Raw genomic sequence first — 16,604 nt, 5'->3', positions numbered from 1 at the left:
CGGACCGGTGGTCAGATCTTCGGAGCGAGGCGGTACCGATTTGGATGAGCATGAAGTCGCGGTGAGGTGAGAGCCAGGGCTCGGTTGTCGCGTCCGGCGGCCATGTGGTCGAGCCATCGTTCGTACCAGGCCAGGAAGTCCGGGGCTGAGGAGACGTTCGGGCCCCAGAAGCCGTCGGCGTTGCCGATGAGTATGCGCCCGGTGAGAGGGCCGGTCACACCTATGAGAACGAGATCGCTGCAGCCACGTTCGATGACGTGCAGGAAGAGGTGACCCTCACGTGTGGGGCGGTAGGCCCGGTTGAATCCTCTCGTGCCGGTGCCGGCAGCTCCGGGGTGCATCGTGAACAGGGTGCAGCCTTCCAACGGGATCAGTCCGTAGTACGGGGACGCGCCACTGCCGCCCATGTTCGTGACGAAGTCTCGATAAGGCTGTGGGAGTTCCACGTCATGCTCGGCTGCGAAGGCGTCTGCCCGCTGTGTGGGCAGTTGGGGGCCGAGAGAATTCGTGCCGCTCTTCGCCGAAGGAATGGCTTCGGCTGGGCGCGTAGGGGATGCGTGCCAGCTTGCGTCACAGCCGCGGGATGCGGGAGTCCATGCGAGCTCTTCTCTCGTGTTGCCCGTAACCTATCGCGCGGCGCGGGAGATCAACCTGCGAGTGGGACTCGCTGGGAACCTCTGGCCTGGGGAACCTTTCGCGCCGGGCCCACGTCTTCCTGCGCGACCACAACCACACGCCCCAGGAGAACAGACCGTGGCCGACCAGGACGTTGAGCAGACCGACGAGCGGGCTTACGTCCCAGAGCACTGGTGGGCGGACCTCGGGACGTGGGGGGCTGTCCTAGTGATCGCCCTCGGGGGTCTCGCGGCAGTGTGGGCCTATTTCCGGCTGCCCGGCACCCCGGACGAGCTGGCGTCCGGCTACTACGGCGCCGCTAAGCTCATCGCCATCGGCCTGGTGACTGTGGGATGCACCTTGCTGGGCCGCCGTCGCGCCCGGGCCGCGGCCATCGAGGAGACGAAGGAGCGGGAACGCGTCTGACACCACCGGCTGGTGAGCAACGTCAGATGGCGGCGACTTCCTGAACCCCGCAAGGGCTCTCGTACGTTCATGATGCCCGGCTCTGACATGACAGCCGGGTTCCCGAAACGGCCCCGTGTCCCGCTTCGTACGCCGTGCGGGGCCCGTTTCGCCAAAACGTGGACACGGCCACCTTCGCCAACACGTGGGCACGGCCACCGAGCATCGCTCGGGACGGGACGGCCGCGCCGCTTCTTCCAGGTGGGCCTGCCACGTCATGCCAGGATCCGCCACCCGGGATCTGCCTCAGCGCGGGCCACCTCCGCGTCGTACTCGTTGGCGTCGAAGTCGAATTCCGGCAGTCGGCCATCCCCGTGAGGAACCTGCCAGCCCGACCACTGGACGACATTCCCCATCCGCTGCACGGCCACGGAGAGGAAGCCGCAGCACTCCCCGGTGCACTCCGGCTCGCCCAACTGCACACGGCGCGGCTCCGACGTCGCCCGCAGCGGGCTTGGGAGCTCGATGGGCAACGCTTCGGCTGCCAGTGGCCCACGGCCCCCGGCGCCTACCGCCTGCTCCACCACGTCCTCGCCGTTGACCCAGAAACGCAGTTGGGCAGGGAAACGCGGTCCCGGCGGCAGCACCGTGATCTCCAACCGATCGAACACCAAGCCACCTTATGGCCACCCGTTGAACATCCTGACAGTGAGGGCGCCGGCGCCCACTGCCACCACGGTGCCATGCGTGTCTCCCTGGCGATGGTGTGGGACCACACCGCCCGATGATCCGGTCATCTGCGATCCCGAAAAGAATCCCCAGTCCGATGCAACCTGGCTCCGCGCCCGTGCGTAGAGGAGGCGATGACCACACTTATCTTGAGAGGGGAAGTCATGTACGTGGAGTGTTCTGCCAGTTCGACCGCTGGCCGTCTCAGCGCCGCTGTTGCGGCACGTGTTGCCCGTGACTCCGCAGTCGGGAGGCCGGCATGAGCGGGATTTCGGTCCGGGGTTTCGCGGTGGCCTCGGCCACGGCGGTCACCGCTGTGGGCGCCGTTACTGGTGTCGCCTCAAGCAACACCGGCCAGCCCGGAAGCGAGGCCGAGGCGACGGCAGGGGACACGACGCTTCTCGCTGACATTCCGGCGGGTCAGCAGGCTCAGGTGCAGACCGCGTCCCTGACACAGCAGGCCGACGTACAGGCCATCGCCGCCGACGCGAGCGCCAAGAAGGTCGCTGAGGAGTCGGCTCGCAAGCAGGCCGCCGCCGATGCGGTGGCCAAGCAGAATGTCGCGCGGAAGGCTGCGCAAAAGGCCGAAGAGGAAGCCAAGGAGCGCAAGCAGCGTCAGGTGGGCCGGGAGACGGCTAGCCGCTCCACCTCACGCGAGACCTCCGGCTTCCCGGTCCGCAGCTCCTACACCGTCGCGCAGGTCCAGGCGATGGCGCGTCAGATCGTCGGCGCGGGCCAGTTCCAGTGTTTCAGCAACATCGTGGACCACGAGTCCACCTGGAACTATCGGGCGGCCAACCCGTTGGGCGCCTACGGTCTCGTCCAGGCATACCCCGCCTCCAAGATGTCGAGTGTGGGCGCCGACTGGCGGACCAACCCGGCCACGCAGATCAAGTGGGGCCTGAACTACATGAACCAGAAGTACGGCAGCCCCTGCGGGGCGTGGGCGTACTGGCAGGTGCATCACTCGTACTGAGTTGTCCGTCAGTTCGAGCGCGACCGCTCATCCTCTCGGAGCCCCGCACCGTCTTTGTGGTGAGGGGCTCCGATGGGTGCGCCCGGTTGAAGTCGATATTGCTGCCAGGGAACGCATGACGGGACCGGTCTCGCTTGAGGCCTGGCCTGACTGGGGCGGAGTTCTCAGCCGCTGTGAGGGTCACAGCGTGTCAGGCGGTGGATCGCGGGTGGACAAGGTGAGGGTGATGGACGGGCCTCATGAGAAAGGGGCGAGAAATGCCTGAAGTCACGACCGCGTACCCGACCGGCACGCCGTGTTGGGTCGATCTGATGGCGAAGGACCAGCAGGCCGCGCTGGACTTCTACCGTGACCTGCTCGGCTGGCAGGGCCAGCCAGGTCCGGCCGAGTTCGGCGGGTACGCGGTCTGCGAACTGCAGGGAAAGGCGGTGGCCGGCATCGGTCCGGCGATGGCCCCCGAGGGGATGCCGGAACCGCCGACCGTCTGGACCAGCTACCTGGCCAGCACCGACGCCCAGGCCACCCAGGACCAGATCGTCAGCGCGGGCGGCACCCTGCTGGCCCCGGTCATGGACGTCGGCAACCTCGGCCGGATGCTCATCGCCTCCGACCCCCAGGGCGCGGTGTTCGGTGTCTGGCAGCCCGGCGAGTTCTTCGGCGCGCGATTGGTCAATGAGGCGGGGGCGCTGACCTGGAACGAGCTGCACACCAGCGACGTGCCCGCCGCCACCGCCTTCTACGGCGAGGCGTTCGGCATCGAGATCGAGCCGCTGGAAGGCGCGGACTCGTACTGGGAGTTGCGGGTCGGCGGCCGCGCGGTCGGCGGCGTCACGCTGCTCGCCAACGACCCGCCGGGCACCCCGGCGCACTGGCTGACCTACTTCGCGGTCGACGACGTCGACCCCACCGTGGACGCCCTGGTCAAGCGCAACGGCTCGGTCCATGCCCCGCCGTTCGACATGATGGCCGGCCGCATGACGGTGGTCGCCGACCCGCAGGGTGCCCCGTTCGCGATGATCAAACCGACCCCGCTGTAGACCGCACAGCACCGCAGTATGTCCCGCCGGCCGGGGCATCCCGAGCGGGCACGCACACGCGAGGTTTGCTCACCCCTAATCCACCATGCGTTCCGCGTCGTCCGGAACCCAGGCAAAGGGGACTTGGGGCCATCGTGCGGAGGCCCACGCGTCGACATCGACAGCGAGAACAGCATCGATGAAGGCCTGCGGCGGCTGATAGCCGTGGGTGGTGATGTAGTGAGTGATGAGGAACGGAGCGGCGTAGGCGATGCCGGACTCACCCGGGATCCGTACCTCGCCGTTCCCCTCGGGACCCTCTCCCTCTGGACACAGGTCGCACTCGTGTACCCCCAGGCACACGTTCATCCACTGGACTCGCTGAACAGCGTTCAGCTTCTCCATGAATCCCGCGGGTACCACTCCCGCCGTGAATGGCTTGCCGGCCTCCAGCCACCCGATGTTCAGGCGGGTGTACGCCGGGCGGTACCAGAGCCCGTAGAAGCCCGACTCCATGTCGGTGAACGAGTCATTGTCCAGGTAGTCGTACTCGCTGAGATCTTCGTAGAACATCCGCACATCATCGCCCCACCCAGTCGAAGATCGACCCGAGAGGAGTTGGCCGACCTGTGGACGACTCTCGAAGAGGGGCGACGCTTCCGGTGCCAGCGCACGGTGAGAATCAACCTGTTCAGGTGGTTTCGCCTTATGGCCGGCGTTTCGCCTGGCTTTGGCTGTCACCCTTGGCGTAACGGGACTTCTCTCCGGCTCGGGGGCCGACATGACACTCACGGTTGTCTTCGTAGGGACAAAGCCCATCACCACACCCGGTCTGGGGGAGGGGTACGCCGTCTGGTCGTACACCGTCCAGCCGGGCACCCCGCTGGAGCTACCGGTGGGCGAACGCCTCGCGTTCGCCCTGCCCTCCGGGCTCGACCTCAAGGACCCCCGGCTGTTCCCCGGTGTTCCGGAGCTGGCGGACATGTTCTTACAGGTGGACGCGGCCGCCAGCCGTCAGTACGCGGGGCGGGTGATCGCCCAGCCCGGGCCGCAGTCCGTGGCGTTCGTCGGTCCGGACGTGCGGGGAACGTGCGAGGCGATGCTCGTCCGGCGCGCGGCCGCGGCCACCTCGTGGACAGCGCTGACGTTCGCGGTCGGCCCGCCGCCTGTCGGCCCGGCCAACATCGTCCAGATCATCACCTCGCCGCCGCTCCGCACCGGGCCGCCGGTGACCAACGGTCGCCCCGTGACGGACTTCGCCGGCACGCTGCCGTACGCCACCGAGCTGTTCGGGGTGTACCAGCCGCTGGCCGGCTGGCTGGGCCGCAGCAGCGCCCAGGTCCGGCCGGCCCTGGAGTCCGCACCCCGGGAACTGCTTCCAGCCGCCGCCGGGCTGCTGTCACCGGTCGGCCTGGTGAATCTGTTCCGGGAGTACTTCTTCGAGTTCGACACCTTCCTGGGAGCTCCGGCCGGGCACATCTGGATCAGTCCCGGGGGCACGGTCGAGGTCGTCGAGAGCAGCACCCGGCGGACCCTGGTGGAGCGGACGGCCGAGCAGTCGCAGGAGGACTCCCGCAAGGTGGAGGAGAGCCTCACCCAGCAGGACGACGTGGCCGACGCCGTCAAGGAGGACAACGCCAACGACACCAAGCTCGGCGTCACCGCGAGCGGCGGCGGCAGCCTGGGGGTCTACCACGCCGAGGCCAGTGCGAGCTTCAGCACCCAGAGCACGCGCAAGACCTCGGCGGAGACCACGCACAAGCGCTCCCGCATCCAGACCTCCAAGGTCACCAGCGAGATCAAGCGGAACTTCAAGACCACCTTCAAGACGGTGACCGAGACCACCGACACGACCAGCCGCCGCTATGTCGTGCAGAACACCACCAGTCAGCTCGTCAACTACGAACTGCGTCGCAAGATGCGCAAGGTCGGGGTCCAGCTGCAGCACATCGGCACCCGGCTGAGCTGGCAGGTGTTCCTGGAGGCGCCGGGTCGTGAGCTGGGGCTGGGCGATCTCGTCCATGTCATCCCGCCGCCGGACCTGACCTCGGTCCAGAAGCCGGACGTCGTCCCCTACCCGGCGGCGCGGCAGGAGACGTACCACCTGTCGGTGCCCTTCGTCCTGTACCAGGGCGCCGACCACGACGCGAACAACACCTACCAGACCTCCGACGAGAACCAGGACCACGGCATCTTCCGGCCGGACGTCGGCGCCAACGACATCGTCCAGTTCAGGTTCGACTACCCGCTGCCGCCACCTCCGGACGGCTTCCGGCTCAGCCGGATCGGCGCCCTGGACTTCCACGGCGCTCAGGTCCGCTACCTCACCGACTCACCCGATCTGGGCACCAACCCCGACCCCGTGGCCAACAAGCTCGCCCTGCGCCTGACCTACGCGAACTGGGGCGGCCAGCGCTCCATGCCCTTCGACGCGGTCATGGTCTACGAACCGACCAGCGAGGCCAAGGCCGCCATCGACCAGGCCAACGCCCAAGCCCAGGGCGCCTACCAGAACCAGCTCACCGCGCTGCGCCGGCAGGCCTACGGCAACGCCGTACGCGAGCGGCTCAAGCTGGCCGCCGGGATCGGACCGCGCCCTTCGGACGACCTGCGCGCCGAGGAACGGCAGACGGTGTACGGGAAGCTGGTGCGCCGACTGGAGCTGACCACCGATCCGCACCTGGACTCCGAGCTGATCCGGCAGATCTTCGACGTGGACGAGATGCTCTACTTCGCCGTGCCGGAGTACTGGCGTCAGCTACCCGCGGGCACCGACCCCGACACCGCCACCACCCCCGGCGAGTTCTCCCTGGGGCGCTATCCCGTACCACCGGCGCCCGATCCCTCGGCGGCCACCGACCCGGCGCACCCGCTCGCAGGGCAGACCGTCGCGAGCTGGTACAGCAACACCGACACGGACAACGCCTGGGACGCGCGGCACCACGCCACGCCCGAGTGGCGGGTCGACTACCTGATCACCGAGGACACCCGGCCCGCCCCGATGGGCAGTTCGCTGGGCTGGCTGATCCAGCTGGACGGCGACGAACGCCGCAACGAGTTCCTCAACGCCGCCTGGGCCAAGGCGGTGCTGCCCGTCCGGCCGGGTCATGAACTCGACGCCCTGGCCTGGCTCGCCCAGGCCCAGGTCGAGGGCGAGGCGGGGCTGGACCAGCCGTATCCCTTCCAGCCGGGAGACCCTGCCGAGTACCAGGGCAAGACGCTGGGCCAGGTCCTGACCCTGCTGGCCAAGGAACTGGAGACGAGCAACGGCGACATCGCCAACGCCCTCGCGACCGAGAGGGTCTTCGAGCACGGCTTCGACCCGCTCGACGGCGGCTTCCGGCCCGCCCAGCCCTATCAGATCTTCGACCAGTGGACCGAGGTCCTGCCGACCGACCAGGTCGTCGCCGTGCAGGTGCAGTACGACCCGCGAACCGGCCAGCAACTGCCGCAGGCGTAGGGCGGCCGGGCGCATGGGCTGGCAGATCGTCGTCAAGGGCCGGGATGTGCTCGGCCATCCGGTGAACATCACCTCGGTGAAGGCCGCCTTCACCCCGGACGAGAAGGCGCCGCAACTGACGCCGCCGCACTTCGAGATGCTCAGGGGCTGGGTCGTCGACGCGGACGTCACCACCCCGCGGGACGGCATTCCGACCGACGGGGGAGGCTTCGGCCGGATCGAACTGACGCTGACCGCCACCGGTTTCGCCCCGGTGTCGGTGAGCCTGGCACCGCAGACCTTCCCCGACCCGTGGCAGTGGAACAACGGGGCGTGCATGGCCGTTTCCGGCCTGAGCATCGTCGATCTGACCGCCACCTTCATCCGGATCAGCGCCGCGCCGCCCGCCACCGTGTCCGACGGCGAACTGCTCAACGCCGCCCGGAACCGCAAGACCCGTGCCGTCACAGGGGTCCGTCCCCGCGGCTGGCTGGGCGAGCTGCCACCCCGTGGCGAACCCCAGCCGCGGCGCCGGAGGCTCACCGGCCTCCAGCACATCCACCTGCCGGAGCCGCACCTGCTCGGGGACCCCGGTGGCAAGGCCTTCGACCGGTTCCGTACCGTCCCCAAGGACGGCGACCCGGGGAAGTCGGGGCGCTTTCTGTGGGTGGAATGGGGAGATTCGGACGCCCGTGCCTTCGCCGAGCGCCGCCGCTTTCTGGCCGCCGTGTGGGCGCCCTTTCCCCGGCTCGCGGGAAAGGGTCTGCCGGTGGAGACCGACTTCGTCCTCTGGTTCGCGCCGACCACGGCCAAAGCGCCCTTCACCGCCGCCGACTATCCCTACGGCGTGTTGATCGACGACACCGACCTGCCGTTTCAGCCGTACGCCGATCTGGCCTACCGTCATCTGTTCAGCCAGCACCACTTGGCCGCCCAACTCCTGGCCGCGGGCCGGCAGGCCGTCCTGGTCATGCCGATCGCCGCCGCCGGCGACCTCGGCCCGTTCGCGTCCACCAGCGGCTGGCAGCGTTTCCTGCTGGAGCTGTCCACGCACCTCGCGACCACGCAGATCTTCCCCCAGGACATGCCCATCAAGCAGCCGCAGCCACCCGGCGTCGGCCGCATCGTGGTCGCCGCCTTCAGCAGCAGCGGCTCCATCGCCACGATGCTCCTGACCCACGGGACGAAACTGCCAGACAAGCTCCCCGACACGGCTTGGGGCGCCGGGCCCGGGGCCGACACGGACTTCCACACCCATTTCGCCGAGTTCTGGGACCTGGACACCTCTTTCACCGACCTCCCGAAAGGCGCGTTCGAGAAGCGCCGTGGCACCGAGGCGGCCTGGCTCGCCGACGGCGGCGGCCGCAGGCGGCTGCGCTTCTACCACTCGGTGACCACCATCGGCGGCTGGCTTCCGGACTCCTCGACCGAGGCCGATCCCGGCTTCCGCAAGCTCCTCGAATCGGGCGGACGTGTCGGCTCCAGGGCCGTGACACCACGCGGCGACTGGGCCGAGCAATGGGAGGACGGCTCCCGCAACTGGACGATCGTCCTGTTCTCCGACAACAACGACGCCGTCACCGCCACCACCGGCTACCTCGGTGGCCCCGGCGGCATCGACCCCCCGTCCGGAGCCGGCCACGAGGTCATTCCCCAGCTCGCCTTCGGCCACGCCGCCTCACTGAGCACGCTGGCCGCACCCAGCCCTCCCTCAAACTGAAGCGACAGCGTCCCGGGACAACACGCCTGGCGCGCCACGCGGTAGCCGAGGTAGACGACTCTTGAGCTGAACGTGCGGGTCTCGACGAGTTCGAGATCCACGCGGCGCTCGTGCTGGGGAAAGAACGGGATGCCACCGCCGACCAGCACCGGGTAGACCCGGGCCAGGTACTCGTCGATCAGACCCAACGCGGCCGCCTCGGCGGCGAGGGTCGCGCCGCCGATCGCGATCTCGCCCTCACCCGGCTCGCTCGCAACCGTTCGATCTCCTCCGCCAGGCCGCCGGAAGCCAGGCGGGCGTTGCCCTGTACGGCCGTCAGCGTGGTGGAGAACACCACCTTTGGGAGGGGCTTCCAGAGTGCGGCCCACTCGAGCATGGAGTCGTCGAGCGATGGATCCTGGTCGACTTCTCGGATCTCGTCGGTGACGAAGCGAAAGACCTCCTCGTCGGGCGCGGTCCAGGCGGAGCCGCCGTCCGGCCCGACGATGTAGCCGTCGAGTGAGACGCCCCTCGAATAGGTCACGCTGCGCATCAGAAGTCCTCCTCGGCATTGGGCTCGACAGCAAGACCGCCGGATGCCGTAGAACTCATCGCGACTCGCGGAATTGCTGGTCGGAGCCTTACCGTCGCGCGCTGTGCTGCCGGCCGGCGGCTGATGCGTCAGCTGTCGGCCTCGTCCTGCGGTTCGGGCGCGTCGCCGATGGCGATGCGCAGGTCATGGATGCCTTGCAGGATGTCGATGAGGGCTTCTTCCGCCCCACTCAGTGCGTGTCGGGTTCCCACCGTATCGCCGCGTTCCGCGTGCAACTGGGCGCTGAGGGTGTACACCGCCGTCATGACGGCGGCGAAGGCGGCCTCCTTGCCGGGTGGCAGTTCTTCGCCGGGTGGCAGTTCTTCCGCCTCGGGTTCGGAGACCTGCACCGCCGTGCGCTGGAGCCGGTTCGTCAGGACGTTGACCGCGAGGCCGGGATCCTCTCCCACCTGCTCCTTCCAGCCGAGCAACGTCTCAAGGACGTCCTCGATCTCCCCTTCCTCGGTCAGGCGGGTCGCCACGGTGATCTCGAGTTCCGTCTTCGCCAGCAGACTGCCCAGCAGGCGCAGGCGGTCTTCTTCCCCCGGCCCCTCGGATCGCTTCTCTGGCTCTGCCACCGGCCCAGCCGCCAGAGCGGCCAACGCTGCGGAGATCTGCTCAGCACTGACCTGGCGCTCGCTACGGTTGCTCACATCCTCAGCTTCACCCAGCGAAGCCGTACCCGCCTGTCCAGTACGCGCGAGCCCCGGGCGAGTTCCTCCACGCAGACCAGCGCGTGGCCGAGCAGATAGAAGAAGCTCGGCGATCGTCCATTGGTGAGTCTGCGGCGACTCCGCCACAAGACGCGGCACGAAGGGACACCCATCCCGACGCGGTTCCACCTGGTCGGGATCGGAGTCCTGGCTGTCGGCATGCCCGTCCCCGGGGGCCATCTCAAGTGGCCCGGCCGAGGCGGTCGCCTTCATGGCTGACTGGATTTGGACAGAGAATCGGATGTCCGGGTGGCGGTGCAGTCACGGGTATTGAGAAACGGAAGGGCCCTGATCGGTGTTCCCTCGCCCGGCTCACCGACGACTCTCCCGAGGACTGGCTGACCGTGGCCTGGAACAACTGTCCCGTCGCCGAACGCTACGTCCTGGACCTCGCGTACAGCCGAGGGTGACGGGGATCGCTAGCGTTCGCCATCAGTCGCGCTCAGGGGGCGGCGCGCGGGTCAGAGGCGCAGGACGACCAGGGCGATGTCGTCGCGGGCGCCACTGCTGACACCGAGCTGCGCGAGCAGGGCGTCGGCGAGGCGTTCGGGGCTGCGACGGGCGTGGCGGGCGAGTGCGTTGGTGAGGCGTTGCAGGCCGGCGTCGATGTCCTCGTCACGGCGTTCGATGAGGCCGTCTGTGTAGAGCACGAGGGTGTCGCCGGGGGTGTAGGGCAGGTCGGCCTGGGGACGGGGGAGGGGTTCGGGGCGGGCCCCCAGTGGAGGATCGGTGGCCTGGTCGAGCAATTCGCCGGTGCCGTCCTGGTGGAGCAGCACGGGCGGCGGGTGACCGGCACTGCTGTATGTAATGCGGCGGGCGCGGGTGTCGACGACCGCTTGCACGACAGTGGTGGCCATCGCACCTTCCACATAGCGGGCGTACAGGCCCAGGATGTCCAGGGCCCCCGCGGGCTCTCCGACGGCCCGAACGGAGGCGGAGAGCGCGCTGCGGAGCATGCCCATGACGGCGGCGGCCTCCAGGCCGTGGCCGACGACGTCGCCCACCGAGACGGCGAACCTGTTCTCGGGCAGGTCGACCACCTCGTACCAGTCGCCGCACACGTTCAGTGACCCGGCGGCGGGCAAGTAGCGCACCGCGGTGTCCCGATGCCGGGCCAAATGGGGCGAGTGGAGCATGGCCTCCTGCAGGGTGACGGCGACCTGGCGCTCCCGGGCGTGGGCCTGGCGCAGTTCCTCGTTCACTCGCCTGAGCTCGCGTGCCCGCGCGTACAGTTCGACCTCCATCGCCTCCGCGTCGCTGAGCGCTGTGCCCTCTCGCGGGGGACGCTGGGACAGGATGAACGCGGTCACATCCTCCCCCCGGTGGATGATCCACATCACCTGCCCGTCCGGCCCGAGGACCGGGGTATTGATCGCGGACCACCAGCGTTCCTCGAACACGCCGGGCTGATCGGCCACGGGAATGTCGTACTTCTGCGGCGCCATCGTGTCCGGTTCCTTCGAGCGCAGGACCCACTGCAAGGAAGCGCGCAGATTTCGTACCCCTTCAGCACCCGGGTCCGCCGGATTCTCAGGGAAGGCGTCAAAGAGGTACTGACCGAGCAGGTCCTCCCGGGTACGCCCGGTCACCCGGCAAGCCGCCTCGTTGACGTCGGCGATCACCAGGTCCGGGCCGAGCACCATGTACGGGCTCGGGGTGACAGCGAACAACGCCTGGTAGTCGATCCCTGACCTCGTCACGCGCTGCGGCCGTGCATCCTCGTCAGGGAAGTTCCCGTCCCTCACCCCTACGTTCTACCGTGCATGAGCGTCCTCGGCACTCTCGCACAACGCCTGCCTGCGACCCGTCTCACCCTGTGATGTGACCCCCAGGACGACAACCTCCAGGGAGCGCGTAGCCGCCAGCGCAACCGTGTCGAAACCGGGCGCTTGCCGGGCAGGATCATCCGCCGAGCGTGGTCGGGCCGAGCCCGGAAGGCAGGTGACGTACTGCCGCCGCCACGGCCTATCTATTGCGCCGTGGCGAGTCGTGGCCGCCGATGACCCTGCCCACCTACCTGTCGCCGCTGTTCGCGTTCAGGCACGGTCCGACGACGGTCGGGTCCGGGCGGGTGGTGGTGGAGAAGCGCAGCCTTCAGCCTCGGCCCGGAGTGCTGTGACGAGACTGCCGTCGGCCGTGCGATCGGGGCAGGGGACGGCGGGATCAGGCGGAGTGGGGACAGCCCTGATCCTTGCACTGGCCGATTCGCCGGCGGTCGAGGTGATCGAACTCGGCGGGCGGCTGCGGTACTCGAAGAAGGCGTTCCTGGGCAGCGCCGCCTGGCAGCAGTTGCCGTCGATCACGCCGAATGTGGGTTTCCTCGCCGCGGACCGACTCGTCGCCGGGCGTGGCCTTGGGCGCCGACGCTGGAGCAGGCGCGACTGAGACACGTGCTGCCGTACGCGGGCACGGACCGCGATGGTGCCGACCGACCACTCAAGCTCGGCCATACACCCTGGCCGTGGATGAGCAGGCGGATCCGGCGGCGGTGGCGCCGGTCCGGCCCGACGGCGGCACGGTGCTGTTCGTGCCTGTCACTTCCGCTCCAGCGCGGCCAGCCGCAGCTCAAGCTGGTCAACCCGGTGCCGTAGCAGGGTGACCTGGGCTTCCAGGCTGACTTCTCGCTCCGCCCTGCGCTGAATGCGCGGTGACGCGGCGGCGCGGTCGATCACCGCGTCCAGCCGGACCAGGCGCTGCGGCCCGTTCGGGCCGTCCACCAACCGGGACTGGATCTCGCCGTTGCGGTACCAGGACCGCAGGGCCGAGCGGGAAACGCCGGTCTCGGCTTCTGCCTTGGCCAGCGTGACCCAGGGCGTCTCGTCCAGCTGCTCGAACAGCTCCAGCTCATTCCGCCAGCGCGCGAGCCGGTCCTCCCACTCCGACGGTGTCCCCATCACACCCTCCCTGCAGCACGGTGACCCTGTCAATAACAGTGTATTGACATGGTTGAGAGCATGGAACCATGACTTTTGAACGGTTCACGGTGAAAGCCCGCCAGGCGGTCGTCGCGGCCCAGGAGCAGGCGAGGCTGCTCAAGCACCACCACATCGGCACGGAGCACATCCTGTTGGGGCTGCTCGACGTGCCGGACAGCACGGCGGCGAAAGTGCTGCACCGGCTCGGGTACGACAAGGAGACGGCGCGGGTCGACATCGCCGCGGTGGTCAAACCGGGCACGGAGGCGCTGAGCGGTCATATCCCGTTCGCGGCGCCCGCGAAGAAGACGCTGGATCTCGCCCTGCGCGAGGCGCAGCAACTGCACCACAACGACATCGGTACGGAACACATCCTGCTCGCCCTGGTCAGGGAGGGTGAGGGCGTCGGCGCGAAGGTGCTTGCCGAGCGGATCAATCCGATCAGCAAGGTCCGTGCCGCAGTGCTGGCATCAATGGAGGGATCTCAGGACGTCGCGGCCGGCCCATGGCCGGTCGGCACACCCGCCACCGAGGACACCATGTCCACCGCCACCGCACTGGCCGGCGGCGCACCGGTCGGAAGTCATCACCTGCTTGAGGCGATGCTCCGGGCGGAGAACAGCATGGCGGCCAGGGCGCTGCGCGAACTCGGGGTCGACCCGGACGCGGTAAGCGCCAAGATCGACGAACTGGATCCCGAGACGACCACGGACGCGAACCCGGAGGAGGCCGCCGCGCGCAAGATGGAGATCCGGCTGGTCGACGATGAGGTGCACCTGATCCTGCGGGACCCGACAACGGTCACGATCGCCAAGAAGGTCACCGAGCTGTCCAATGGCCCGATCCAGGGCGTCGGGCCGGTCGCCGGCATGTTCGTCCCGCTCTGGCGGTCGACCAACCAACTGCTGGGGCAGATCCAAGGCACGCTGGGACCGGAGCCCGAAGAAGACGACGGCTCCGCAGCGAGCAAGGCGGCCAAGACCGTACGCACGGTGCTCGCGTCCCGGCTCCGCCGGTGAACCGGCTGATGAGCGGACCGGAACCCGTCAGTGGGACAGACGGGGACGGGGGCTTGGTGAGCGCAACCATCACCGTCGTCGGAGCCGGCTTGGGCGGCCTGGCCCTTGCCCGTGTGCTGCACATGAACGGCATCGACGCCGTCGTGTACGAACGTGAGTCGTCGCGGGACGCGCGCGGTCAGGGCGGCATGCTTGATCTGCACTCCGGGACCGGGCAGCGGGCGCTGCGCGAGGCCGGCCTGATCGACCAGTTCCACGCGATCGCCCGTCGGGAAGGCCAGGACCTGCGTCTTCTCCAGCCGGACGGCACCCTGCTGCTCCAGGAGGACACGCCCGACGACGCCCCGCTTGAGCGCCCTGAGGTCGACCGCGCCGATCTGCGCAACCTGCTGCTGGACTCTCTCCCGGAACGTGGGGTGCGCTGGGGGCGCGCGTTCGAATCCGCCGACGACGGCCTGCTGCACTTCGCCGACGGCAGCAGTGCGACGTATGACCTGCTGGTCGGCGCCGACGGCGCGGACTCCCGGGTCCGCGCGCTGCTCACCGACGCCCGACCGGCGCACACCGGCCAGAACGTCGTTGAGCTCGGCATTTCCGACGTCGACCGCACCCACCCCGATCTCGCGGCGATGGTGGGGCGTGGCAACTACTGGGTGCTCGGCAACGGACAATCCCTGTCGGCGCAGCGCAACGGCGACGGCCGCGTACGCATCTACCTCAGCTTCAACACCGCCGAGGACTGGTTCGCGACCAGTGGGATCCCGTTCGGCGACCCAGCTGCCGCCCGGGCGCGACTGATCGACCTGTTCTCCGGCTGGGACTCACGGTTCACCGCACTGATCGCAGCCTGCGACGACACGGTCCTGCCACGGTCGATCACCGCTCTCCCGGTCGGCCTGACCTGGCCGTCGAGACCAGGCGTCACGTTGCTCGGCGACGCCGCGCACCTGATGCCGCCGGTGGGGCAAGGCGCCAACATGGCGCTGCTCGACGGCGCCCTGCTCGGCCTCGCGCTGGCCGCGCACCCGGACGACTTTCCCGCCGCCGTCAAGGAATACGAACGCGAGATGTTCGCTCGGACCAGCGCCGTCGGCCGGCAGTCCGCGTACGTCCGGGAAATCCTGACGTCGCCTGATGCCAGCCGGAAAATGCTCGCCTTCTTCCAACCGGGCTGAAGGCGACGTGCGCTGTGGTGGTAGAGCGTGCGGATACCGGGGCTTCGGTCCGCCGGGGCGACGTGTGGCGACGCAGCGCGAAATTCGGCCTGTGTATACGTGGGTTGCTCAGGTGGTCGGATACGGGTCGTAACAGTCAAGTGCCGGGTGATAGAGCACCTGCCAGGTACGGCCCTCGATGACACCGCTCGGCGGCAGGCCGTGACAGCCCTGGATCCACTGGATCTTCCTCAGCATGACGGAGTCGAAGACCCCATTGAGGACGAGCTTGGGGGGCTGACCTCCCCACACGTTGCTCAGGCATTGCGCCTGCCTGACTGCCCGACCGGTATCACCGTACGTAACCGCGGGCCGATACGTCGAGGGCGCGTAGGAACAGCTGGCGGGGGCGGCTACGGCCACACATGGCACGGCCAAGCCGATTGTTGCGGCTGCGGACAACGCCGTGCCCAGGGCGACCCATCTGCTCTTTCTCATGCCGCTCCTTCCGGTCCGGCCAGTTGCTGGGGAACACGACGTCCGGAAGCTGAGAATATCTCCATTTTCATGCAGATTGGGCAAGGTGCGCGAGTTGTGCTCCGGCAGATCGTGGATGACTGACGGTTCACATGAAGTGACAACCGGGCCGACTACGACCTCCCCAGCGTCGCCGAAGCCAACCTCCACCGGCTCAAGCAGTGCGCATACCAGAACGTCCGCGACCCGACACTGAAGAACTGACGGCTCGCCAGGGGCGGGGAGCGCGAGTGCGGCGGCGGGGTCGGGCGCGGGCTCGTGCCGCTACTGGTACGACGCGGCCTCTGGGTGGGGCTGCCGGGCCTAGGTGGCAGGGCGGGCGGCGGGGGCGGCGGTATGACGGATTTGGTGGAGGTGGAGTCTCACACCGTGGCCTGCTCCGGCGGGTTGAATCGGGCCGGTTGTTGTGCCGCGGTGCACGGTGCCGTTGGCGTGAGCGCCTGTTGGCACCGTGCATCGTGTGTGGCGTCGGGTCAGGCGGGGGTGATGTTCTCCGCCTGGGGGCCCTTCTGGCCCTGGGTGATGTCGAAGGTGACGGCCTGGCCTTCCTGGAGCTCGCGGAAGCCGCTGGCGTTGATGTTGGAGTAGTGGGCGAAGACGTCGGGGCCGCCTCCGTCCTGCGCGATGAAGCCGAAGCCCTTTTCGGCGTTGAACCACTTGACGGTACCGCTGGCCATGTCTGTGCCTTCCAATCGATGGCGGGTCCGCACCGCGCGGACCCGGAGGTGGTCGTCCTGGTCCTCGGGCACTGCACAGCAAAACGCCCGCGCAGTAGCGCGGGCAGGTCCTGCGAAC

15 protein-coding genes and 2 pseudogenes are annotated in these 16,604 nt (G+C 68.6%); 8 read left to right on the top strand and 9 right to left on the bottom strand.

The annotated features are described in order from the left end of the window. Positions 1 to 11: 11 nt before the first annotated feature. Positions 12 to 564: pseudogene (locus tag ACWGKT_RS13455) on the bottom strand (SMI1/KNR4 family protein). Between the two features lie 189 nt (positions 565 to 753). On the opposite strand from ACWGKT_RS13455, the gene ACWGKT_RS13450 reads away from it, so the two are divergent. Further along, positions 754 to 1,041 (top strand): hypothetical protein, encoded by a 288-nt coding sequence (locus ACWGKT_RS13450; protein ID WP_453273685.1) that lies wholly within the window; start codon positions 754 to 756, stop codon positions 1,039 to 1,041. Between the two features lie 254 nt (positions 1,042 to 1,295). On the opposite strand, the gene ACWGKT_RS13445 is transcribed toward ACWGKT_RS13450, so the two are convergent. Next, the gene (locus tag ACWGKT_RS13445) at positions 1,296 to 1,691 is read right to left on the bottom strand and encodes a hypothetical protein (RefSeq protein WP_453273684.1); all 396 of its coding nucleotides are present in this window, start codon (positions 1,689 to 1,691) and stop codon (positions 1,296 to 1,298) included. A 317-nt stretch (positions 1,692 to 2,008) separates the two neighbouring features. On the opposite strand from ACWGKT_RS13445, the gene ACWGKT_RS13440 reads away from it, so the two are divergent. Beyond that, entirely contained in the window at positions 2,009 to 2,725 is a 717-nt protein-coding gene (locus tag ACWGKT_RS13440) for an aggregation-promoting factor C-terminal-like domain-containing protein (RefSeq protein WP_453273683.1), read from the top strand. Between the two features lie 257 nt (positions 2,726 to 2,982). Next, the gene (locus tag ACWGKT_RS13435; protein ID WP_453273682.1) at positions 2,983 to 3,762 is read left to right on the top strand and encodes a VOC family protein; all 780 of its coding nucleotides are present in this window, start codon (positions 2,983 to 2,985) and stop codon (positions 3,760 to 3,762) included. Between the two features lie 75 nt (positions 3,763 to 3,837). On the opposite strand, the gene ACWGKT_RS13430 is transcribed toward ACWGKT_RS13435, so the two are convergent. Beyond that, complete coding sequence (locus ACWGKT_RS13430; RefSeq protein ID WP_453273681.1) at positions 3,838 to 4,314, bottom strand: DUF7919 family protein; 477 nt, start codon at positions 4,312 to 4,314, stop codon at positions 3,838 to 3,840. Positions 4,315 to 4,522: 208 nt separating this feature from the next. On the opposite strand from ACWGKT_RS13430, the gene ACWGKT_RS13425 reads away from it, so the two are divergent. Both ACWGKT_RS13425 and ACWGKT_RS13420 read left to right on the top strand, forming a co-directional pair. After that, a complete protein-coding gene (locus ACWGKT_RS13425) occupies positions 4,523 to 7,201 on the top strand; it encodes a hypothetical protein (RefSeq protein WP_453273680.1) in 2,679 nt (892 codons plus the stop codon). 13 nt (positions 7,202 to 7,214) lie between these two features. After that, the gene (locus ACWGKT_RS13420; protein ID WP_453273679.1) at positions 7,215 to 8,900 is read left to right on the top strand and encodes a hypothetical protein; all 1,686 of its coding nucleotides are present in this window, start codon (positions 7,215 to 7,217) and stop codon (positions 8,898 to 8,900) included. 29 nt (positions 8,901 to 8,929) lie between these two features. Here the strand turns inward: ACWGKT_RS13420 and ACWGKT_RS13415 are convergent. The 3 genes and pseudogenes from ACWGKT_RS13415 to ACWGKT_RS13405 form a co-directional block, all read right to left on the bottom strand. Next, positions 8,930 to 9,432 (bottom strand): annotated as a pseudogene (locus ACWGKT_RS13415) (dihydrofolate reductase family protein); the annotation flags it as partial. Between the two features lie 128 nt (positions 9,433 to 9,560). Further along, complete coding sequence (locus ACWGKT_RS13410) at positions 9,561 to 10,124, bottom strand: hypothetical protein (RefSeq protein ID WP_453273678.1); 564 nt, start codon at positions 10,122 to 10,124, stop codon at positions 9,561 to 9,563. Between the two features lie 521 nt (positions 10,125 to 10,645). After that, entirely contained in the window at positions 10,646 to 11,827 is a 1,182-nt protein-coding gene (locus ACWGKT_RS13405) for a PP2C family protein-serine/threonine phosphatase (protein ID WP_453273731.1), read from the bottom strand. Between the two features lie 529 nt (positions 11,828 to 12,356). Between ACWGKT_RS13405 and ACWGKT_RS13400 the strand changes: the two genes are divergently transcribed. Further along, on the top strand, positions 12,357 to 12,569 hold the full coding sequence (locus tag ACWGKT_RS13400; protein ID WP_453273677.1) for a hypothetical protein: 213 nt from the start codon (positions 12,357 to 12,359) through the stop codon (positions 12,567 to 12,569). Between the two features lie 149 nt (positions 12,570 to 12,718). Here the strand turns inward: ACWGKT_RS13400 and ACWGKT_RS13395 are convergent, their stop codons facing one another. Next, positions 12,719 to 13,078, bottom strand: coding sequence for an excisionase (locus ACWGKT_RS13395; RefSeq protein ID WP_453273676.1), 360 nt, complete (start codon positions 13,076 to 13,078; stop codon positions 12,719 to 12,721). Positions 13,079 to 13,146: 68 nt separating this feature from the next. On the opposite strand from ACWGKT_RS13395, the gene ACWGKT_RS13390 reads away from it, so the two are divergent. Next, positions 13,147 to 14,118 (top strand): Clp protease N-terminal domain-containing protein, encoded by a 972-nt coding sequence (locus ACWGKT_RS13390; RefSeq protein WP_453273675.1) that lies wholly within the window; start codon positions 13,147 to 13,149, stop codon positions 14,116 to 14,118. 8 nt (positions 14,119 to 14,126) lie between these two features. Further along, positions 14,127 to 15,293 (top strand): FAD-dependent oxidoreductase, encoded by a 1,167-nt coding sequence (locus ACWGKT_RS13385; protein WP_453273674.1) that lies wholly within the window; start codon positions 14,127 to 14,129, stop codon positions 15,291 to 15,293. Positions 15,294 to 15,401: 108 nt separating this feature from the next. Here ACWGKT_RS13385 and ACWGKT_RS13380 read toward each other — a convergent pair whose 3' ends face one another. Further along, positions 15,402 to 15,530 carry a hypothetical protein gene (locus ACWGKT_RS13380; RefSeq protein ID WP_268835265.1) on the bottom strand — a complete coding sequence of 43 codons (129 nt, stop codon included), beginning with the start codon at positions 15,528 to 15,530 and terminating at the stop codon, positions 15,402 to 15,404. Positions 15,531 to 16,282: 752 nt separating this feature from the next. Then, positions 16,283 to 16,486, bottom strand: coding sequence for a cold-shock protein (locus ACWGKT_RS13375; protein ID WP_037751662.1), 204 nt, complete (start codon positions 16,484 to 16,486; stop codon positions 16,283 to 16,285). Between the last annotated feature and the right edge of the window lie 118 nt (positions 16,487 to 16,604).

It is taken from the genome of Streptomyces sp. NPDC054794 (assembly GCF_053611585.1).
This window is presented reverse-complemented; position numbering and strand designations above follow the sequence as displayed.